The following is a 21,812-nucleotide window of genomic DNA, read 5'->3' on the forward strand; positions in this document are numbered from 1 at the left end:
TTACTTTTTCTTCTTCTTGAACATGTCCAGCATGCGCTGGGTCACCATGAAACCGCCGAAGATATTGATGCTGGCGAGAAAAATCCCCAGCGTGCCCAGTACCGACGTCAGCGTGATTTCGCTGCCGTTGATATCCACCACCTGCAGCATGGCGCCGACGATGATGATGCCGGAAATGGCGTTGGTCACCGCCATCAGCGGCGTGTGCAGGGCGGGCGTGACGTTCCACACCACGTGGTAGCCGACGAAAACGGCCAGCACGAAGATGGTGAGACTGGTAATGAACGGATCGACCATCTCGGTTCTCCTTTAGTTGGCCGAAGGGAAGCGCACCTGACCCTGATGGGTTACCAGCGTGGCCGCCAGCAGGTCGTCTTCCAGATTGAGGTTGAAGCCTTCCTTGCTCAGCATCAGCGAGAGGAAAGTCAGCAGGTTGCGCGCGTACAGGCTGGAGGCGTCGGCCGCCAGTTCGCCCGGCAGATTGAACTGGCCCACCACCGTCACGTGGTTGGCGGTTACCACCACCTCGCCCGGCTGCGTCAGTTCACAGTTGCCGCCGGCTTCCGCCGCGATGTCGATGATCACCGAGCCCGGCTTCATCGCCGCCACCACGTCGGCACCAATCAGCGTCGGCGCTTTCTTGCCCGGAATCAGGGCGGTGGTGATGATGATGTCGGCGGCGCGGGCATGCTTGGTCACCAGCTCGGCCTGACGACGCTTGTAGTCGTCGGACATTTCGCGGGCGTAGATGCCGTCGTTGGCCGCTTTCTCTTCATCCGTCATCGGCACTTCAATGAATTTGGCGCCCAGCGACTCCACCTGCTCCTTGGTGGACGGACGCACATCGGTGGCTTCCACTACCGCGCCCAGACGCTTGGCCGTGGCAATGGCCTGCAAACCGGCCACCCCTACCCCCATGATCAGCACCTTGGCCGGTTTCACCGTACCGGCGGCGGTCATCAGCATGGGCATGAAGCGCGGGTAGTAGTGCGTGGCCAGCAGCACGGCCTTGTAACCGGCAATGTTGTTCTGGCTGGACAGCACGTCCATGCTTTGCGCGCGCGTAGTGCGCGGCAGCAGCTCCATGGCGAAGGCCGATACGTTGCGGGCCGCCAATTGCGGGAAGGTGGCGTTCTGGTACGGAGCCAGCTGGCCGATCAGCACCGCGCCGGGCTTCAGCTCGGCAATGCCGGCCTCGTCCAGCGGGCGCACGCTCAGCACGATGTCGGCCGCGGCCAGCGCTTCGGCGCGGCTGGCGGCCAGGCTGGCGCCGGCTTCCTGATAAGCGGGGTCCAGCACGCCGGCGTACTGCCCTGCGCCCTGTTCCACCACCACGGTGTGGCCCATGGCGACCAGTTTTTTCACCGTTTCCGGTGTGGCCGCCACGCGCTTTTCACCTGCCAGCCTTTCGGCCGGGACAGCAATCTGCATGGTCAAGATCTCCTGCAATGGGTATGTCGAAAAAGAAAGCTCTGAGATAGCTAACGCCCGTGCGAGGCCGATTCGAACGAGCGTTTGAATTCTATTAAAAACACGACTGTTGATTTTGCGCAATACTTTTACGGAATTGCGACACTTGTCTATCGTATACCGTCGGACAATCCCGGCGGGAAAGGGCCAGATACTAGGCAGTCCTGCCGTGCAGGCTTGTGACCCAGATCAGACCGCAAGCAGGCTGCGCCTGCATGACAGCGACCCGTTCTTATGTTTTTTTGCCCGGCAGGGCAGAGGAGTCGGCTGTTGCGTCGCAGCAATAGTCTGATGACACTACCCCTTGGCCGCCGGCCTTGTAAAGCAGGGTTAACGATTAGTCGGCATGAATGGGGGGAAACCCCTGCAAGCCAAGCCTGGCAAGGGTTTGACGGGGTGAAAGCCGGCTTTCCGGCTGGTGGTCATTTGGAAAAGGCGCTTGGCGGATTCGCAACAGGCGCTTACGGGTTCAAGGACGACGCAAAGTCACGCCCAGCAAGCGATTGACGCTGCCATCCTTCACCATCGCGCGCAGGGCGGCGCAAACGCGGGCGCGTTCGGTTTGCCAGGGTGAACGGCGCGACAGGCCCAGTTGCCTTTCGTCCACACCATCCAGCAGCAAAGGTTGCTGCTTCAGCAGCCCCTGCCAGCCGCCGCGCGCCACCAGCGCCTCGCCGTGCTGGCGGTTGATGATGATGGCGTCTACCCGGCCGGCCAGCAGCTTGTTGAAATTGGAATGGATATTGGGCGCAGGCTCGCGCAACAGACGGGCGTCCGCGTCAAAGCGCGGCTGGTATTTCACCCCTTCCACCACCCCTAGCACCAGGCCGTAGAGATCCTCATAGCGCGTCACCTTGCGTGGGTCTGCGACGCGCGTATACACCACCAAGGGATTGGCCGGCGCGTAAGCCGGCGACAGGTAGTCGATGTAGGCGGCCCGGTCTGGCGAACTACGCACGCCGATCACCACGTCTGCCCGCCCCTGTTCCATGGCTTGCAGGCAGCGTTGGATGGGGCAATGCAGAAAGAGGAGCGGTGCGTTCAGTCGCTGCGCCAGCTCGCGGACAATGTCCACGTACGGACCGGCCGGCTCGCCGCGCGAGTCCAGCGTTTTCCAGGGCGGAAAGGTGTTGAAGGCCAGAATAAGCGGCCGCCCGGCAGCTTCGGCCAACAGGGGCGAAGCCAACAAGGCCAGCAATAGCAGCAAGCGTGGCAGGGTCACGGTCAGGGTGAAATTTTAAGTATTTTCACGAATCCTACCCGCTCTCGGCCCAACATGCTGAAGAATGTTCCTGGCGATGCTTGCAAGGGCTCTGCGGCGCGCAGCAGAGCGGGCTGCGCGGTCCCTGTCCGCCACAACTCGGCAGAACCAGCCAACTGGCTCTCACGACGCCGACAAGCAAAAACCCCGCGTTGCGGGGCTTTTGGTTAAGGTTGGCCGAAAGGCTCACTTTCCAATGCAAAAGCGGCTGAAGATCACGCCAAGCAGGTCGTCCGGGGTGAATTCACCCGTGATTTCCGACAGCGAGTTCTGCGCGGATCGCAGCTCTTCAGCGAAAATCTCCACTTGTTCCCATAAAATTTCCGCAGCTTCCATGTGCTCCGCCGCACGGCGGATGGCGTCCAGATGGCGTTCGCGCGCCAGGTACACGCCTTCGCTGTCGCCGCTGTAGCCAATCAGCTCCAAGAGACGGCCTTTGAGCAGATCCACCCCCTCATGGGTGCGGGCGGACAGGCGCACCACGGTATGGCCGGCCTCTTCCGTCAGGCTCGGCGCTTCGCCGGTAAGGTCGGTCTTGTTGTAGACGAACAGTCGCGGCAGACGCTCCGGCAGGCGGGACAGAATGGCCTCCACTCCGGCGGTGACGCCATCGCGGCTATCCACCAGCACCAGTGCCACATCGGCGCGCTCAATTGCTTGCCAGGTACGCTCGATGCCGATCTTTTCCACGACGTCTTCGGTTTCCCGCAGACCGGCGGTATCTATCACGTGCACCGGCACGCCGTCGATGACGATCTCCTCGCGCACCGTGTCGCGGGTGGTGCCGGCGATATCGGTGACGATGGCCACATCGTCGCCCGCCAGCGCATTCATCAATGAAGACTTGCCCACATTGGGCTGGCCCACCAGCACCACATGCATGCCTTCGCGCAGGATGGCGCCCTGCCGGGCGGTGGACTGCACCCGCACCAACTGGCCGCGCAGACGTTGCAGTTTGCCCAGCGCGTCGGCCTGCTGCAGGAAGTCGATTTCCTCATCGGGAAAGTCCAGCGTCGCCTCCACCAGCATGCGTAGGGTGATGAGGTCGTCCACCAGCTGGTGGATCTCATGCGAGAACGCGCCCTTGAGCGATTTGAGCGCGCTGCGGGCGGCGGTTTCGCTGCTGGCGTCGATCAGGTCGGCCACGCTTTCCGCTTGCGCCAGGTCCATCTTGTCGTTGAGAAAGGCGCGACGGGAGAACTCGCCCGGCTCCGCCAACCTGGCGCCCAGTGCCAGACAGCGCGCCAGCAGCATCTTCATCACCACCGGGCCGCCGTGACCCTGCAGCTCCAGCACGTCTTCGCCGGTAAAGCTGTTGGGGCCGGGAAAATACAACAGCAGGCCGTTGTCGATGGGCTGCCCCGCGGCATCAAGAAAATCGCTATACAGCGCATAGCGCGGGCGCGGGGTTTTGCCGCCGGTCAGCGCTTCGGCAAACGGCAGCAACTGGCGGCCGGAAACGCGGATGACGCCAACGCCGCCCCGGCCGGGGGCAGTGGCGATGGCGCAGATGGTGGCGGGGACGTAGGCGGTGCGCATGGCGGAATTCCTTGCAAGCCATCAGGTTGGCCGAAAGGGCCGGCAATCAGCCGTTTCGGTCAGCCTGCGGCGAATGTTTCACTCTATCAGGAAAAAAAGCCCGACCAGAGGCCGGGCTTTTTCTGGCGCTGCGGTCCGGATCAGGACTGCAGGGCGGCTTTCTTGCTGTGCTCGATGCTGCGGTTGATGTACCACTGCTGCGCGATGGACAGCACGTTGTTCACCACGTAGTACAGCACCAGACCGGACGGGAAGAAGAAGAACATGGCGGAGAAGGCCAGCGGCATGATCTTCATCATCTTCGCCTGCATCGGGTCGGTCGGCGGCGGGTTCAGGAAGGTTTGCAGGAACATGGTGGCAGCCATGATCACCGGCAGGATGTAGTACGGGTCCGGACGGGCCAGATCGTGGTACCACAAAATCCACGGCGCCTGACGCAGCTCCACCGACGCCAGCAGCGCCCAGTAAAGACCGATGAACACCGGAATCTGGATCAGCATGGGCAGACAGCCGCCCAGCGGATTCACCTTCTCGGTCTTGTACATCTCCATCACGGCTTGCTGGAACTTCATGCGATCGTCGCCGTGCTGCTCCTTCAGACGCTCCAGACGCGGCGCCAGCGCCTTCATCTTGGCCATGGAACGGTAGGAAGCGGCGGTCAGCGGATAGAACACGGCCTTCACGGTAAGCGTGAGCAGCACGATCGCCCAGCCCCAGTTCTGCACCAACGCATGCAGCTTGGTCAGCAGCCAGAACAACGGCGAGGCAAAGATGTGGAACATGCCGAAGTCCTTGGCGTATTCCATGCCGTCAGCCACCTTGCTGATCACGTCGTACTCTTCCGGGCCGGCAAACAACGGCACGGTGATGGACGCGGACTGACCCGGGTTGATGGTTTTCAGATCGACAGTGGCGGCGGCGGAGTAAAGACCGTTGTTGGCCTTCAGCTCGAAGCGGCAGGATTTGTCATCCTTGCACACGCTCTGACCGTTCAGCGGCTTCATGATCCAGGCAGTCATGAAGTAGTGCTGGATCATGGAAACCCATCCGTCGGTGGCGGTCTTGGCGTAATCGCCCTTGCCCTTGTCCAGATCGCCGAAATCGACCTTCTGGAACTTGTGCTCGGTGGTGTACACGGCCGGGCCGGTGAAGGTGTGCGCAAAGCGGCCTTCGCCTTCCGGCGCCTTGCCGTCGCGCAACAGACGATAGTAAGCGGTGGGCGCCAGCGGGGCGTTGCCGCCGTTGGTGATGTCGTAGCGCACGCCGATATCGTAGCTGCCCTTCTTGAAGATGTAAGTCTTGCTCACCTTCACGCCGTTGGCTTCAGGCGCGGTCAGTTTCACTTCCACCTTGTCGCCGTCCAGCGCATAGCTGGTTTTCTCGGCGGTGAACACGGTTTTGTGCGTCGGCAGCGCCGGGTTGCTGGCGGCCACCAGACCAGTTTGCGCCACATAGACGCGACCGTTCTTGTCGGTCAGCAGGGCAAACGGCTGCTTGCTGTCGGTAGCGGAATCGTGTTTCAGCAGTTCCAGCTGACGCAAATCACCACCGGTGGTGTCGATCTCGGCCTTTAGCACATCGGTGTTGACGGTGATGCGTTGACCGGCGCTCAGCTTGGCGGCGTCCGCCGGCTGGGCGGGGGCCGCATTGCCTGCAGCGGGCACACTCGTCTGGGCGGATTGGGTGTGCGCCGCCTGCGGAGCAGGCTTGGGCATGAAGTATTCCTGCCACAACAGCAGGATGCCCATGGACAGCACGATGAAGATTATGAGTCGCTTGGAATCCATCTCTCGATACCGGAAAGTTCAGGGAACCGGGTCATAACCGCTGCCGCCCCAAGGGTGGCAGCGCCCGATGCGTTTGATCGCCAGATAGCCGCCCTTGAGGGCGCCATGTTTCTTCACCGCCTCGATCGCGTAACTGGAGCAGGTTGGCGCAAAGCGGCAACGCGGCGCCAGCCATGGGCTGATGGCCAGTTGGTAAAAACGGATCAGGAGGATGAAGAGGCGTGACATCGTGCCAGTTTAACAAACAGAGCAGACAAAGCGGTGACAGCTTCAGCGCGGTTTGCCCTGGTGAAAGATTGTCGCGCCCGGACAACAAAATCCAGGGGCGGCAAGGTGGACTGGTTGAGGCGGAACCACTCGCGCACAGTGCGCTTGATGTAATTGCGGCGCACGGCGCGCTTGTGGACCTTCTTGCCTACCACCAGCCCTACTCGGGCATGAGCCAAGCCGTTTGGCCGGGCGTACACCTGAAACAGCGCGTTGCTGCGCGCCTGCCGCAAACTAAAAACGGATGAAAATTCATCCGTTTTTAACAGCCGGTGCGCACGGCGAAAGGGATAAGTCGGCAAGGACTTATACGGCCAGACGCTTGCGGCCCTTGGCGCGACGAGCGGCGATAACGGCGCGGCCACCGCGGGTCTTCATGCGAACGAGGAAGCCGTGAGTGCGCTTGCGACGGGTGGTGGAAGGCTGGTAAGTACGCTTCATGATAAAGAATTCCTGTTTCGAAACGGAAATAAACGCGTGATTTCACAGGAAACCATCGCTTTTGTCAATGCCAAATTTTTCCCCCACCTGTGGATAACTTTGGCGAAAACCGTTAGAATGTCGAAACTTATCGCACCCCACCCGCTGCGTAATAAATGAACGAAGGGCCTACCCCCACCAGGCCCGATGCGCGACAGCAGGGCGGTGCAACCCTTGCCAGCTGAACACACGCCTGCCGGCCGGCAGCGCCCGCCTCCCTGTATATCAAGGATGCGGCCACCGCGCCGACAGGCCCTTCCCGCCGCCAGCCACAACCCGCCGGCGGGCTTTTGCTTTTACTTGCGTGCACTTAATGACTGAACTGGATCAATTCTGGCCCGCCTGCCTCGCTCGTCTGGAGGCTGAACTGTCTTCACAGCAGTTCAACACCTGGATCAAGCCGCTGGCGGCCGAAGCCACCGACGAAGGCATCGCCCTGTTCGCGCCCAACCGCTTCATCATGCAGTTCATCAAGGATCGCTTCCTTGGCCGCATCGAAGAACTGGCGGTGGAGCTGGTGGGCGAAACCCCGGTGGAACTGCGCCTGGGCGCGCCGGCGAACAAACCCGTCGCCGTGGCCCCCGCCGCCGTGCCGGCTGGCCGCAAACCCGCGACCAACGCCAAACCGGCAGCCAGCGACGCGCCCAGCCCGGCCAAGCAAGCCGCGGTGAAAGCCATTGGCGGCAGTCACGAAAGCACGCGCCTCAACCCGTCCTTCACCTTTGAAACGCTGGTTACCGGCAAAGGCAACCAGCTGGCGCGCGCCGCCGCCATGCAGATTGCCGAAAACCCCGGCGATCAGGCCTACAACCCGCTGTTTGTGTATGGCGGCGTCGGCTTGGGTAAAACCCACTTGATCCAGGCCATCGGCAACCACGTATTTCAAAAGAACCCGCAAGCCAAGATTCGCTACATTCACGCCGAACGCTATGTGGCCGACATCATGCGCGCCTACCAGCACAAGGCGTTTGACGAATTCAAGCGCTACTACCACTCGCTGGACCTGCTGCTGATCGACGACATCCAGTTCTTCGCCGGCAAGAACCGCACGCAGGAAGAATTTTTCTACGCCTTCAACGCGCTGATAGAGGGCGGCAAGCAAGTCATCATGACCTGCGACACCTACCCCAAGCAGATTGAAGGCATGGAAGAGCGCCTGATCTCACGCTTCTCCTGGGGCCTGACCGTTGAAATCCAGCCGCCGGAGCTAGAAATGCGCGTGGCGATCCTGATGAAAAAGGCCGAGGCCGACAGCATCAAACTGGACCACACCGTAGCCTTCTTCATTGCCCAGAACGTGCGCTCCAACGTGCGCGAGCTGGAAGGCGCGCTCAAGCGCGTGGTGGCCTACGCCCGCTTCACCAACCAGAGCATCACGCTCGAACTGGTGAAAGAAGCGCTGAAAGACATCCTAGCCGCCGGCAACCGTCAGGTTACCGTGGACGCCATCCAGAAAACGGTGGCGGAGTACTACAAGATCAAGCTGTCGGACATGCACAGCAAAAAGCGCAGCCGCGACATCGCCCGACCGCGCCAGGTGGCCATGGCGCTGGCCAAGGAGCTTACCCAGCTTTCCTTGCCCAATATCGGCGACGCCTTTGGCGGCCGCGACCACACCACCGTGCTGCACGCCTGCAAAACCATTGCCGAGATGCGCGGCAGTGACGCCGACATGGCACACGATTACGATACGCTGCTATCCATGCTGCGTAACTGAAACACCAACACTGACTCTGGACACATTCGGGAGCCCGAAACATGCTGATCCTGCAAGCCGAACGCGACGCCCTTCTGAAGCCCCTGCTGGCTGTGACCGGCATCGTCGAACGACGCCACACCCTGCCCATTCTTTCCAATGTGCTTATTGAAAAGAAAGGCGGGCAGGTAGGCTTCCTGGCCACCGATCTGGAAATCCAGATCACCACCGCCAGCGCCGACGAACTGCCGGGCGAGGACTTCCGTCTGACCACCTCGGCCAAAAAGCTGCAAGACATCCTGCGCGCCATTCCGGACAAGGCCACCGTCACGCTGGAACAGCTGGACGGCCGCCTCACCCTCAAGGCCGGCAAGAGCCGCTTCAACCTGCAAACCCTGCCGGCGGAAGACTTCCCGCTGCTGTCCGTGGGCAACGCCTCCGACGCCAGCCTTACCCTGCCGCAGCGCGAACTCAAGCGCCTGATCTCCCAGGTGCAATACGCCATGGCCGTGCAGGACATCCGCTACTACCTCAACGGCTTGCTGATGCAAACCGACGGCAACCAGGTAAAACTGATCGCCACCGACGGCCACCGCCTGGCCTTCGCCAGCGCCGATGTGACGGACGCCCTGCCCAAGGCCGAAGTGATCCTGCCGCGCAAAACCATCCTGGAGCTGTACAAACTGCTGCAGGACAGCGATGACGAAATCCGCATCGAACTCCTGGCCAACCAGGTGCGTTTCAGCTTCGGCTCCACCGTCATCATCAGCAAAGTGGTGGACGGCAAGTTCCCGGACTACAACCGCGTCATCCCGCTGGACAACGACAAGATCTTCCTCATCGAACGCCTGAACTTCCTGCACGCCCTGCAGCGCGCAGCCATTCTGGCCAACGAAAAATTCCGCGGCGTGCGGCTGGTGCTGGCCCCGGGCAAAATGTCCATCCTCTGCACCAACAGCGAACAGGAAGAGGCGGAAGAAGAACTGGAAATCGCCTTCCAGGGCGGCACGCTGGAAATCGGCTTCAACATCAACTACCTGCTGGACGTGCTGACCAACCTGCCGGCCGACACCCTGCAGATGGCTTTTGGCGACGCCAACCGCAGCACCCTGATCACCATCCCCGATTACGGCAACTTCAAGTACATCGTGATGCCGATGCGCATCTGATCTGTTTCTTCGGCCAACATCCAGATGTTGGCCGAAGACGGGGGGAGCCCAGGCTCCCCGGTGACACCTGCCACACGACAAAGAAGGTTTTATGAGCGAACAGGAATACGGCGCGGACAGCATTAAAGTCCTCAAGGGTCTGGATGCGGTACGCAAGCGCCCCGGCATGTACATTGGCGACACCCAGGACGGCACCGGCTTGCACCACATGGTGTTTGAAGTGCTGGACAACGCCATTGACGAAGCGCTGGCCGGCCATGCCGACACCATCAAGGTCACCATCAACCCGGACAACTCCATCTCCGTGGAAGACAACGGTCGGGGCATCCCCACCGACATCCACCCGGAAGAAGGACGCTCCGCGGCGGAAGTGATCATGACCATCCTGCACGCCGGCGGCAAATTCGACAGCAACAGCTACAAGATTTCCGGCGGCCTGCACGGCGTGGGCGTCTCCGTGGTCAACGCGCTGTCCGACTGGCTCAAGCTCAAAATCTGGCGTGACGGCAAGGTGCACGAAATGGAATTCCGCCGCGGCGACGCCGTGGCCCCGCTCACCGTTACCGGCCACACCAACCACCGCGGCACCGAAGTCACCTTCTTTGCCAGCGTGGAAACCTTCGGCCACATCGAATACCACTTCGACATCCTCGCCAAACGCATCCGCGAACTGTCCTTCCTCAATCAGGGCGTAGCCATCACCCTGATCGACAAGCGCAACGGCAAGGAAGAAAACTTCGCCTTCTCCGGCGGCGTAGCCGGCTTTGTCCAATACATGAACCGCAACAAAACCGTACTGCACCCCAAAGTGTTTTACGGTATTGGCGAAAAAGACGGCATGAGCGTGGAAGTGGCCATGCAATGGAACGACTCCTACCAGGAAAGCGTCCAGTGCTTCACCAACAACATCCCCCAGCGCGACGGCGGCAGCCACATGACCGCCCTGCGCCAGGTCATGACCCGCACGCTCAACCACTTCATTGAAGAAAACGACGTCGCCAAAAAAGCCAAGGTGGACACCACCGGCGACGACATGCGCGAAGGCCTCACCTGCGTCCTGTCCGTCAAACTGCCGGACCCGAAATTCTCCAGCCAGACCAAAGACAAACTGGTTTCCAGCGAAATCGGCCCCGTGGTCAACGAAGTGGTCAGCGAAGCGCTGAAAACCTACCTGCTGGAAAACCCCAACGACGCCAAGATCATCTGCGGCAAGATCGTGGACGCCGCCCGCGCCCGCGAAGCCGCCCGCAAAGCGCGCGAAATTACCCGTCGCAAAGGCGTGATGGACGGCCTGGGCCTACCCGGCAAACTGGCCGACTGCCAGGAAAAAGACCCCACCCTGTGCGAACTCTACCTGGTGGAGGGCGACTCCGCCGGCGGTTCCGCCAAACAGGGCCGCGATCGCAAATTCCAGGCCATCCTCCCGCTGAAGGGCAAAATCCTCAACGTGGAACGCGCCCGCTTCGACAAAATGCTGCAAAGCCAGGAAGTGGCCACCCTCATCACCGCCATGGGCTGCGGCATCGGCAAGGAAGAGTACAACCCGGACAAACTGCGCTACCACCGCATCATCATCATGACCGATGCCGACGTGGACGGCGCCCACATCCGCACCCTGCTGCTCACCTTCTTCTACCGCCAGATGCACGAACTGGTAGAACGCGGCCACATCTACATCGCCCAGCCGCCGCTGTACAAGGCCAAGCACGGTAAGCAAGAGCGCTACCTCAAGGACGATTACGAACTCAACCAGTACCTGCTGCAACTGGCGCTGGAAAAGTCCGAACTCTCCCCGGCTGAAGGCGCCGCCCCGCTCTCCGGCGACACCCTGGCCGAAGTGGCCCGCCAGTTCCTGCTCTCCCGCGCCGTGATCGAACGCGAAAGCCGCGTCATCGACCCGCTGGTGCTGGAAGCCATGCTGCGCTCCGGCCGCCTCTCGCTGGAAACCCAGCAAGAAGCCGAATCCAGCCTGACGCGCCTCACCGCCCTGGTACCGGCCGAACTCATCAAGCTGGACCTCATCCGCGATGAAAAGAACGACGGCTACCTGATCAAGATCACCCGCAAACTGCACGGCAACGTGCTGGTTACCGTACTGGACCAGGACTTCCTCGAATCCGGCGACTACGCCGAACTGGCCAAAACCGGCGACCTGCTCAGCGGCCTCTTGCGCGAAGGCGCCACCGTGCGCCGCGGCGAAACCGTCAAGCCCATCGCCCAGTTTGGCGAAGCGCTGGACTGGCTGTTGGCCGAAGCCAAACGCGGCATGAGCATCCAGCGCTACAAAGGCCTGGGCGAGATGAACCCGGAACAACTGTGGGAAACCACCATGGACCCCAACGTGCGCCGCCTGCTCAAGGTACGCATCGAAGACGTGATGAGCGCTGACGACGTGTTCACCACCCTGATGGGCGACGAAGTGGAACCGCGCCGCCAGTTCATCGAAGGCAACGCCCTGATCGCGCGGAATATTGATGTGTGATGTTGTAGTGTTGGTTCGCACAGATAGTGAAAAACTTCGCACATCGGTGAAAAAAAATTCGCAGAGATGATGAAAAAAAGCGACAGGAAAATCCTGTCGCTTTTTTTGTCCTCCCATGTCGGAGAGGTCGAGTGCACAAGTATGCGAAATTGTGCTCCATTTGCCCAACTGCTTAGATCTGGTCTGGAGACTGATTGCATTCGACCCAAACAGCTTTAGCATGGACTTGTACTCTTCTAAGAACCTGTTCACGATCTTGCTGCGCATCCCTGATCGGGGCTCATGTGCTGCTCGGAATCCTCATGTACGCCAGTACATTCTGGTTCCTGTGCTGCTCTTCACCCCACTGAGGGCTGCTCGCGACAGATCGTGAACAGGTTCTAAGAGAAGCTGGATAGCTGCCATTAATGCTGAGGTCACCGGCGTTTCGCGGCTCTGTTGCATGGCGTCCAGTGGACCACTGATTAGCCATCACCGCCTACGTGGAAGGCGTCTGGGGTTTGGAATACGCCAACCGTTGTAGTTGGGATGATGGGTTAGATAGTACTCAATCGCGATTTCCGCAAACTCGCGGAACTGTCGATCATTCCACAGGGCGACAATATTCTTTTTGGGCTCTCTCCGTTTTTGCTCGGAGCCGTGATAAGTCCATCCTTGGTATGGGTCGAGTTTGGGCTGACTCTTCCCATTCCAGTGTCCGTGTGGGACCGAAGGAAAAAAGTCGTCGTCATACTGATGGAACTCCCAGGCTGACAGTCCTGTCGTCGTGCCAGGAAAGAAGCACAAGTAGGAATCTTCATCATCCTCGTCAGGGAGATAGTCGAGCGAGCTACCGAATGAGGATGCACTATGAGACCCTTGACTTAAATTTGATGGAGAGTCGCCTTCATAGGACCAGTTACTTTCCGAGTCCCATTCTTCTAGCCGCAGTATCCGATCTGCGAACAGCCAAGAGGGATCACCTGGTCTGCACATGTCTCTTAAGGCCACTAATCGATCCATCAATTGTGACCAACTGATTAGGCCCACCAGGTGTGCCGTTTTCGATGTGCTCAGAAAGACGCGAGAGGCGTTGCGAGTGAGATATTTCATGATAGCTAACGCTTGAGTTTAAGAGGCCTGGGTTGCATGCAGAACGAAACATTAGGACGATAGCATTGGCATCGGCCGTGAACAACAGTACTTCGGTGGGCCTCCTCATGCCGCTAAGCGATGCCGAATCGGTTGCTTTCCTCCTATAACGAACGGCTGCTATATAGCTCAAAGCAGCTGCTTGCTGTTCTTGGGGGGAAGGACTGCAAAGGGGCCGATCTCTGCCATCGGTCCAAAGGCGGGAGATACGGTAGTTTCAGTCGCAAGCAAACAGGCGTTCAGATGCGTGCAATTGCTCAAAGTATCGACTTTCTTGCTCTCGCGGTAGACTAAACATAGAGCTACGCCGTAGCTGCCGATGAAGTCGTTCCAGTAGGGAGCTGACAATGAGTATCGTTACTGATAGCGTTCGTCTTGTCCCAGTTGAAGGGCTGTCATGGGCAGGGGTGTCCATTCCAGTGTCTCTTCCCATCCGAGCCAATGGGACACACGTGTGTGGGGCCGTGGTGTATTGGTCTGATATGCCTGAAGACCTGCAGCTGCTGTTTCAGAAGTGGCTAGAAGCGAGGCAGCTCTCAATCGGTATGCCCCCAAGCGGTCTCCCAAGGCCTGGATGCAGGTACTTTCTGGAAGATGTGCGCTCAGCTCTTGAAGATCTTTAGAGCTCTGAACAAGCTGTATTAGGGTCTGACCGATTATTGCTGCAGCGGTTGGATCAGCATTTCCCAGAAATACTCAGCAACACCCTCATAATTGAGGAATGATTTTGTATTGCGTCCGAAATGAGACATGCCTAGTGGCTTGAAACCAAGGGAGTATCCATCGTCCTGTATGGTCATGCTCTCGTTGAAGCTGCCGGGAGTAACACCACTGTGGCTAAAGGTGATGTCGCCACCGAAACCCCTCCCCCCAACCCAGATGCCGCATGAGCATCTTCGCTTGCCTCCTGTGTAGATAGTAGCTTCGAAACTCTTTGCATCGACTTGGCGAAAATCTACCTCAATTCCTGGATTGCGTTGCTTCAATTCATCCAGGGAGTTGCTGAAATATTTGGCCACAAACTCGAAACATTCAATTCGTGCTTGATCACGTTCTCGGTCAGAGAACTCTTTTTTGATTCGCAGGTTGCTGGACCGGGCTGTTACTCCTGTTTCCGCTCGCGGCGTGGGTACCCTTGAGACCGGGTGAGCAAGGGGGGCTGGTATCGCATTCACTGCTTTCGGTAGAGTCTTCAGTGCACGCGTAATCGCGGCCACTACTTGGTAAAACCCATCGTCCAACGAAGGGTATTGGGTTACTGGTTTGCCGTCTGGCGTTGCAGCAAGGAGTTTGCCGAACGGTAGGTCGTGCCAGTGACAGGAGCGCAAAATCACGGGAATTACAACAGCTTTGCCTAGATCGTGACGCTCTACCGCACGCTTCATCTCGACGTCGTAACAGTAGTCAGAATTGATAAAGTCGGAGCTAACCAGTAGCAGGACGATGTCGGCCTCTTCGAAGTGCTGATTGATTTCGCCGTTAAACTCCTGACCGGCAACGATTCGGCGATCATGCCAAGACTCGATCATCCCCTGGCGCTTTAGGGGTGAGAGATGTTTTTCAAGTTCATTCCGCAGTGTCTCGTCCACATGCGAGTAAGAGAAAACAAGCTTGGCCAATCATATTCCCCTGATCAAGTTTTACTCGGACCGAGTATTTGTTTCATATGCGGGCGAAATCACATTTTTCGAGTCATCAGATGAGGTGACCCGAAAAAATATGAAAATTCCAAGAAAAGTTACAAATCTAGCTTAATGCGGACAGGTACCAAAGGTCGCGTCACCTGTATCACTGGCCATTCCTGTTCATACAGTTCATAGCAAACGTCCAACGATGCATGGGTCTGCCAATAAAACAGGCTTCCAAGTATGCAATTTTCTAGTCCAAGAACGACGTCATCTGGAATCCAGTGTTGCTCGCAGTAAACATCCATTTCCTGTTCAACGAGCTGTTTCAGATACAGCGCCAATTCGAGATCGCAAGCTAAGTGTGCTTCTTTAAACAGGGCAGCCCCAAGCGCCAGTCTATTTAATGAAACAGGTAGGCGTTGTAACAGTCGATCGAGGGTAACGGCATAGACCCAAAGCCGTTCTGGCAAACGGCTTCTATAGTATTTCCCATACAGTTCAACAGGCTCGGATGTAACCTCCACTCCTGCATGAGCGCCAAAGGGTGCCCGTGCCAGTCCACAGTTACCCAAGCACCGATCCAAAATCTCCCGTACAAGCACTACGTCATTGATGGGTTTTTCCACTAGCTGCCAGAATGGTGAGTGGAACAGCTCATACGTCCTCTCGTAGCCGGGGGCTTGCCCAACAACCTCAACCAGGTCAGCAGGCCGACGTGTATGCGGCCGTTTAGTAGGAACCGTGCCACGCCGGCGCAGGCTCTCGAATATCTTTGGTGGCGGACTTGTTTCGTCATAGAACAGGCCGAACTTGCGATCGAGAGCCGTATTGCCTAGCCCTTCTCGAGATTGAACATCCCAATACCACAGCTTTGCCCTTAACTTCTGGAGCTCCAGCTTCTTCGGACGACCAACAGGCTTTCTCTCTGACGCACGCATTGCTACAAAAATTCGAGGATTTTAGTTACCAGAAGGATCCCACGCTGCGTGGTAGAAAGAAAGCTAATCACGTGGAATCACGCCCATGAGCACGTCTGAACAAGTCGAGTTTGCTGAACAGATGTTGAAACAGTACGGCCCCCTGATGGGGGGATCGGAGCTTTGGTCGGCACTGGGCTTCAAGACCCACGCGGCCTTCGGTCGTGCCAGGCGAAATGGGTTGTTGGGTTTAAGGATCTTTGAGCTCCCCGGTCGGCGGGGACAGTTTGCGCTGACCACCGATGTGGTGCAGTGGTTGTGGCAGTCGCGAGAAAAAGGAGTACGCCTATGAGTTAAGCCATCTCTGAAGTTGGGTGGCCACAAAGACGCAAAAAGCCCGGAGCGGGAACTCCGAGCTTTCTGGAATGCAGTGTCAAATCTTGCGAACCTAACACTACCATTCTTAGCGTCCTCCTATCGGTTGTCAAGCCGAGGCCCCCTTTTTGCCTTCAACAGTGTTGCCAGTAACCGGCAGCCAATCTGTGCCAGCGTCTCATGACCAGCATGAGTGTAGGCCAGGAGGACACTATGCCTTTACGCCATACAAGGGCACGGGACCCAATCTCCCGTAGTAACGGGATCATGCGAGGAAAATTTCCATCACGGAAAAATGCTCGGATGATTCACTGGGAAAGTTTGCTGGAACGCGATGCAGTGTTCCTGTTTGAGTTTTCCAGCGGTGTACGCCAATTCCGTGAACAACCCTTGACCATCAACTATGCCCTCGAAGGCAAACCACGCCGTTACACGCCGGATTTCGAACTGATTTTGAGCGACGGTAGTGTAGAACTGGTCGAGGTTAAGCCCAAAGAGAAGCTGTTGTTGCCAGAAAACAGCCTCCGCTTTACTGCGATCACTCGCCACTTATCCCTTCAAGGCTGGCCCTTAATATTCCTCACCGAAGAGTCGGTTCGTCGGCCGGTTCTTCTGGATCAGTTGAGGCAATTGTTTCGCTATCGACAGCCAGTTTTCAGTGCAACGGAGCGCCGTCGGTGGCTTTTCAAGCTGGGTTCGCACATGCCCTGCACGTGGGGAGGCTTGTGCGCCTTGTTAGGTAGTACGTCCCTGTGTTGGTGTCTTTTGGAGCAACAGGTCATCTGTACCGATCTACGTGCACGTATTACCAGCGATACCGTCGTGACCTTGGGAAATGAGGAGAGTGGCGATGAAATGCTTTTTTAGTCTGGGCGCAAACTTACTTGTTAATGGGCAGAGCAAAACAGTTGTACGGCAACTTGAAAACAATCGTTTTCAACTGGAAGACCAAACGTCGCATGCCATCGAAACCCATACCCAACAACAACTGCATGAATGGTATGCAGAAGGCAAGCTACGCTTTCCGATCTCAACCGAAGTTGAAGGTCTTGACCCAGGTTTGATCCCTTCCGCAGGAAGGCCGCTCTCCGCATTCCCTGATAAGGTTCAACAACAGGCTCTGAGGAAAAAGCAATATCTCGATGCGCTTCAACCCTTCGGGCCCTTCATCTCATCCCCGGTGATCTTACAAGAACGCATTCACTGGATCGCGACCCAACTGGGCGACGCCGCCCCCCCAAGTCCCGCAACCATCTACCGTTGGCATAAAAAATGTAATCAGCAAGGGAGTGACCACCGACAATTGATTGATCGGTTCGATCTTCGGGGGGGCAGGGCTAGCCGATTGCATCCAGACGTCAAAACGATTCTTTCGACGAGCATTGAAACGGTTTACTTGGCAAAACAGCGTAACTCGGCACGAGCTGTTTTTGCTGATATGGGGAACGCAATCAGGCTAGCCAACGCCAAACGACTTCCACAGGAACAACTCAGTAGACCTTCCTATGCCACTGTCTGCCGGGCACTAAAAGCGTTGGATCGTTACCTGGTCGATTCTAATCGGTATGGTAAAGAGTATGCCCGAGCAGCTTACCGTACGAGTGGTAAAGGCATGGTTGTCGCGGGAATCTTGGTACGAGTGGAGATCGACCATACTCCGTTGGATCTGTTTGTAATCGATGAAAGAACGGGGCTGCCACTCGGTCGTCCCACGGTTACGGTGGCGACGGATTATTACTCAAAGATGCCGATCGGCTTCTACCTCGGATTTGATGGGCCTTCCCTCGAAGCAGTATATGCATGCTTGCGTCATGCCGTTCTGCCGAAGCACTACATTCGTACGGAATTCCCAGACATCGAGAACGAGTGGCCATGTTATGGCGTCATGGATGAGCTGGTCTGCGACAACGGGCTAGAGTTTCATGCTAAAGCGCTGGAGAGAACAGCTTTCGAACTGGATTTTATCCTAGCCTTCTGTCCCAAAAAGCAACCGTACTACAAAGGATCGATCGAGCGTTTTCTCAAAACGTTGAACTTTCAATTTGCCCATGCAATGCCGGGCACCAGTTTTGCGCGCTGGTTTCATCGAGAAGATTACGACCCTCTCAAGGATGCCGTTGTTAACTTTGATCAACTCAACTACTTGCTTCATCGTTGGATTGTGGATGTCTATGCGCACTCCCCCCACAGAGGAATCATGACAACCCCTTTCAAGCGTTGGCAAGAGGGAATGGCTGAGCGAGAGCCGGCTTTGCCGCCAGAGGTCGAGCGTCTTGATCTTGCTATTTCCTACTGCTGCGAACGCACGCTAACTCATGCTGGCATTGAGCTCAATAACCTCCGCTATAACAGCCCTGTTCTTCTCCCGATCCGTCACCACCTGGGGAAAAAGGTTAAGGTACAAGTCCGTTACAGCAAGCAGGACCTGACCTATATCCACGTACTTGACCCGGTGACGCAAGCTGCGATTCCGGTCCCAGCAGTTGATCAAGAATACGTCCACGGGCTGACACTCATTCAGCACAATTTGATCTGGAAACATCTCCGGAGGGTGATGGAGGAAGATCGTTCCAAGTCCTCATTGCTAAGGGCAAAAGCTGAGTTGCGCGCCTTGGTGCAAGAGATGTCGCTCAGCAAATCTGTGCGTCAGCGTCAGAAGAGCGCAAAAATTCGTTCTATCGGACAAGATCGTCAGGACTGGCTGGATACGCCAGAACCTCCCAAGCAGAAAAAAGCCACGAGCCCCGCGCCGTTCACCCCAGCAGTCTCCGATGCTGCTGAGCTCCCTGAGTTGGATTCCTTAGTTTTACCTGCAGCTCGAAACACGGAGGCTCGTCATGGACGCTAAATACCTGGCCACCCAACTTCGACAAATCGAAGAAATTTTGCTCCCGTATCGGCGATTTACCCGCATTGTTGAGTTGTTGGAATACAACCACTCCCTCTACCTGCAGGGGGCAGAGCCTCGACATACTTTGCTTGTCGGTGACGCCGGTGCTGGCAAAACTTGGATCGCAAAACACCTTTTGAACAAGTACCCTCCCTTTGAGGAGGGTGGGGCCAAGATTATCCCCATTTTGTTTGTCGAAACGCCTTCAACACCAACCATCAAGTCTATGGCGGAGCAGATACTGCACGCCTTGGGCGACCCGTTGAGCTACAAGGGATCTGCGGAGCTGAAAAGCGTGCGGGCGCTGGAATTGCTCAAACGATGCAAAGTCGAGATGATCGTCTTCGACGAGTTCCAGCACTTTCTTGACCACGGATGGTACAACTCCCTACAGGCCGTCGCGGACTGGCTAAAGTCCTTCATCGACAAGGCCGAAGTGCCATGCGTCTTGATGGGGCTGCCTCGTTGCGAAGTTATTCTTCAGGTCAACGAGCAACTGAGGCGACGCTTCTCCACCCGAGTGGAGCTCTCTCGCTTCTCGATGGAAACTGCCGATGAGGAGCGTGAGTACCGCTCTGTTCTTATGGCCTTGGACAAGCGCCTGCCGACAGAAATGCTATCCGATCTAGCCTCTCCTGATTTGGCTATCCGGCTTTACTACGCCAGCAATGGGCTGATCGGGTATTTGCGTAAACTGCTTACCCGGAGCTTCGAACTTATGGTGAGGGAGAACCGAAGCAATATCGGGATCGAGCTGTTGGCCACCAGCTTCCAGGAGCATATCTGGCGAGACGGTATCGGCTCTCTGAACCCATTCCATCCTGAATTTGCGATGCGGCCGCTGACCGGACCTGGAGAGCCTTTTTCGTATCAAGCTCCGACATTACGCCGTACCCAAAAAGGAGGCCGAAAATGACGCGCTCTCCACTACCTATCACCGTTGCACCGCTACCCCGTGAGAGCATTCGTGGTTATGTTTTACGCTTGGCCAATGCCAATGGCTATACCCAGCCAAATTGGTTGAAAGCATTACCGGAACTACACGACTACTTATGGACCCTTTGTGGTTCGCAGCTGTTTGGGCGCGTCCCGGCGATGATGCGACGGCCGCATCTTCCGGATCTGTTTTGGCCGGACATGTACGCTCGGTATAACTTGGGTAGCTCGGTGCACTATTGTCCGAGTTGCCTGAATGAATCGGCATACTGGCGGATGGAATGGGAACATCCGTTTTACACCGCATGCCATATCCATCAGGTGCAAATGCTAGATCATTGCCCACACTGCACGCGTCCCACCAACTGGAATCACCCGCTAGATCGATGCCTATGTGGGCAGCCATTTGCCTCTGCAAAGCTTGTACCAGCAGAGCAAGAAGAATGCTGGATGGCTAGCCAGATTGTGGCAAATCTTGAAAAAAGCCTGGATGGGCAATCTACTCACCCACGCAAGTTTGATCGGTTTGTTGAAGCCGCCAACTGGGAGGGGCTGATCCACACCCTCGGAACCACGGTCATTGCTACACAGCAAGGTCATTACCCGGAGCAGTGCAGTACTCATCAGTTGGATACGGCTCGACTTATTGTGATCCAAGCCGTACGTATCCTTGCTGCTTGGCCTGCTGCGTTTCACGATCTGCTATGGCAAGTTAGCCGGGCGGAAGGAGTGCTCTTACCGGGGGCACCCTACCCACGGCTATTTAATCAACTCGCACGAGCACTCAGAACACGCTACCCCGTCAGTGTGGTAGAGAGAGAGCTATCTCGGTTCCAACGTAATCATGGCCCTGGCGTGCTGACTAGGCGCAACCGCTGGCCAACGGATGAGGAGCTGAAAGACCAGCGCTTTACCACTGTTGCGGGCGCTGCCAATTACCTGAAGATGGCTCCACTCCGACTGCAATGTTTTATCGACGACGGTTCATTAGAAGCGCTGACACGTAAAAGCACTGCTGGGCGTGTGTTGACTCTCATTAACTCGACTGACTTGCTACAACTTCAGGATCGATTGGCCCAAATAATCTCACGTCGTACCGCCGCATCGATACTAGGCATCAATAGGCAACGAGTCATCTGTTTGGTTAAAGCCGGGTTGTTAACACCTTGCAAGCCACATGAAGGAGCAGGCCTGGGTCTGCATTTCTGGCGTGACAAAGTCATCGCGTTAAAGATGGTCTTCTGCCATGATTTTCCTGTCCTGGCGGAGCAAGCTGGGTTGGTAACCGGGTCAAATGTGATGAAGAGCATCCTCGATTCCGAGGAGGCATTTACAAGTTTTGTGCTTGCTTTAAGAAAGGGGGCGATCTGCCCTGTAGGCATCTTGGAGCCCGATGCCGGAGTATCTGGCCTGCTATTTAGTTGCCATGAGTTACATGAGTGGACAACCAGACAACGCAAGCAGGCCTTGAACTACACCCTTACAGAAGCTGCCCAGCAACTGGAGCTCAAGGAAGAGGTGGTCTATAGCTTGGCCAAATCTGGGCTACTACGTACACATCTTGGGCAGACGGGAAGAAGAAGGTCCCTGCAAGTAAGCCATGACGAAATCATGGCTTTTAGGGGGAGCTTCATTTCTGGAGCAGAATTGGCCCCGAAGTTTGGCACGTCCCCGAAGAACTTGCGGTCTCTACTTGAAGAGTTTGGTGTCCACCCTGTGTCAGGGCCAGGCATTGATGAGTGCCGCCAGTATTTTTACTCAAGGAGCTTCTTCTACAGTTAAGT

The 21,812-nt window shown here is 57.1% G+C and carries 18 protein-coding genes; 8 read left to right on the top strand and 10 right to left on the bottom strand.

What is annotated here, in order from left to right; genetic code table 11:
- The 8 genes from Q0P52_RS01620 to rpmH form a co-directional block, all read right to left on the bottom strand.
- Complete coding sequence (locus Q0P52_RS01620; protein WP_293759532.1) at positions 1-297, bottom strand: proton-translocating transhydrogenase family protein; 297 nt, start codon at positions 295-297, stop codon at positions 1-3.
- 12 nt (positions 298-309) lie between these two features.
- On the bottom strand, positions 310-1,431 hold the full coding sequence (locus Q0P52_RS01625) for a Re/Si-specific NAD(P)(+) transhydrogenase subunit alpha (RefSeq protein ID WP_293759530.1): 1,122 nt from the start codon (positions 1,429-1,431) through the stop codon (positions 310-312).
- 508 nt (positions 1,432-1,939) lie between these two features.
- Entirely contained in the window at positions 1,940-2,692 is a 753-nt protein-coding gene (locus Q0P52_RS01630) for a transporter substrate-binding domain-containing protein (protein WP_293759528.1), read from the bottom strand.
- A gap of 225 nt (positions 2,693-2,917) precedes the next feature.
- Positions 2,918-4,270 carry a tRNA uridine-5-carboxymethylaminomethyl(34) synthesis GTPase MnmE gene (gene mnmE, locus Q0P52_RS01635; RefSeq protein ID WP_293759526.1) on the bottom strand — a complete coding sequence of 451 codons (1,353 nt, stop codon included), beginning with the start codon at positions 4,268-4,270 and terminating at the stop codon, positions 2,918-2,920.
- A gap of 140 nt (positions 4,271-4,410) precedes the next feature.
- Positions 4,411-6,057: a membrane protein insertase YidC gene (gene yidC, locus Q0P52_RS01640; RefSeq protein WP_293759524.1), complete on the bottom strand. Its 1,647-nt coding sequence runs from the start codon at positions 6,055-6,057 to the stop codon at positions 4,411-4,413.
- An 18-nt stretch (positions 6,058-6,075) separates the two neighbouring features.
- Complete coding sequence (yidD, locus tag Q0P52_RS01645; protein ID WP_293759522.1) at positions 6,076-6,285, bottom strand: membrane protein insertion efficiency factor YidD; 210 nt, start codon at positions 6,283-6,285, stop codon at positions 6,076-6,078.
- Positions 6,261-6,626 carry a ribonuclease P protein component gene (gene rnpA, locus Q0P52_RS01650; protein ID WP_293759520.1) on the bottom strand — a complete coding sequence of 122 codons (366 nt, stop codon included), beginning with the start codon at positions 6,624-6,626 and terminating at the stop codon, positions 6,261-6,263. The genes yidD and rnpA overlap by 25 nt, the downstream gene beginning before the upstream one ends.
- A 4-nt stretch (positions 6,627-6,630) precedes the next feature.
- A complete protein-coding gene (gene rpmH, locus Q0P52_RS01655) occupies positions 6,631-6,765 on the bottom strand; it encodes a 50S ribosomal protein L34 (protein WP_011137953.1) in 135 nt (44 codons plus the stop codon).
- Between the two features lie 352 nt (positions 6,766-7,117).
- Between rpmH and dnaA the strand changes: the two genes are divergently transcribed.
- The 3 genes from dnaA (at position 7,118) to gyrB (ending at position 12,151) form a co-directional block, all read left to right on the top strand.
- Positions 7,118-8,521, top strand: a complete 1,404-nt coding sequence (dnaA, locus tag Q0P52_RS01660; protein ID WP_293759505.1) for a chromosomal replication initiator protein DnaA — start codon at positions 7,118-7,120, stop codon at positions 8,519-8,521.
- Between the two features lie 41 nt (positions 8,522-8,562).
- Positions 8,563-9,669 (top strand): DNA polymerase III subunit beta, encoded by a 1,107-nt coding sequence (gene dnaN / locus Q0P52_RS01665; RefSeq protein ID WP_293759503.1) that lies wholly within the window; start codon positions 8,563-8,565, stop codon positions 9,667-9,669.
- Positions 9,670-9,760: 91 nt separating this feature from the next.
- Positions 9,761-12,151 carry a DNA topoisomerase (ATP-hydrolyzing) subunit B gene (gyrB, locus tag Q0P52_RS01670; protein WP_293759501.1) on the top strand — a complete coding sequence of 797 codons (2,391 nt, stop codon included), beginning with the start codon at positions 9,761-9,763 and terminating at the stop codon, positions 12,149-12,151.
- Positions 12,152-13,938: 1,787 nt separating this feature from the next.
- On the opposite strand, the gene Q0P52_RS01675 is transcribed toward gyrB, so the two are convergent.
- Positions 13,939-14,901 (bottom strand): toll/interleukin-1 receptor domain-containing protein, encoded by a 963-nt coding sequence (locus tag Q0P52_RS01675; protein ID WP_293759499.1) that lies wholly within the window; start codon positions 14,899-14,901, stop codon positions 13,939-13,941.
- A 119-nt stretch (positions 14,902-15,020) separates the two neighbouring features.
- A complete protein-coding gene (locus tag Q0P52_RS01680; RefSeq protein WP_293759497.1) occupies positions 15,021-15,848 on the bottom strand; it encodes a hypothetical protein in 828 nt (275 codons plus the stop codon).
- Between the two features lie 85 nt (positions 15,849-15,933).
- Between Q0P52_RS01680 and Q0P52_RS01685 the strand changes: the two genes are divergently transcribed.
- From Q0P52_RS01685 to Q0P52_RS01705, 5 genes are all read left to right on the top strand, one after another.
- Positions 15,934-16,179, top strand: coding sequence for a hypothetical protein (locus tag Q0P52_RS01685; RefSeq protein WP_293759496.1), 246 nt, complete (start codon positions 15,934-15,936; stop codon positions 16,177-16,179).
- A gap of 326 nt (positions 16,180-16,505) precedes the next feature.
- A complete protein-coding gene (locus Q0P52_RS01690) occupies positions 16,506-17,069 on the top strand; it encodes a Tn7 transposase TnsA N-terminal domain-containing protein (RefSeq protein ID WP_293759494.1) in 564 nt (187 codons plus the stop codon).
- Positions 17,053-19,050: a Mu transposase C-terminal domain-containing protein gene (locus tag Q0P52_RS01695; protein WP_293759492.1), complete on the top strand. Its 1,998-nt coding sequence runs from the start codon at positions 17,053-17,055 to the stop codon at positions 19,048-19,050. The genes Q0P52_RS01690 and Q0P52_RS01695 overlap by 17 nt, the downstream gene beginning before the upstream one ends.
- Positions 19,040-20,008 (top strand): TniB family NTP-binding protein, encoded by a 969-nt coding sequence (locus Q0P52_RS01700; RefSeq protein ID WP_293759490.1) that lies wholly within the window; start codon positions 19,040-19,042, stop codon positions 20,006-20,008. The genes Q0P52_RS01695 and Q0P52_RS01700 overlap by 11 nt, the downstream gene beginning before the upstream one ends.
- The gene (locus Q0P52_RS01705) at positions 20,005-21,810 is read left to right on the top strand and encodes a TniQ family protein (RefSeq protein WP_293759488.1); all 1,806 of its coding nucleotides are present in this window, start codon (positions 20,005-20,007) and stop codon (positions 21,808-21,810) included. The genes Q0P52_RS01700 and Q0P52_RS01705 overlap by 4 nt, the downstream gene beginning before the upstream one ends.
- The last annotated feature ends 2 nt before the right edge of the window (positions 21,811-21,812 follow it).

Origin of the sequence: uncultured Aquitalea sp. (assembly GCF_945957525.1) — a bacterium.
Classification (GTDB): Bacteria; Pseudomonadota; Gammaproteobacteria; order Burkholderiales; family Chromobacteriaceae; genus Aquitalea.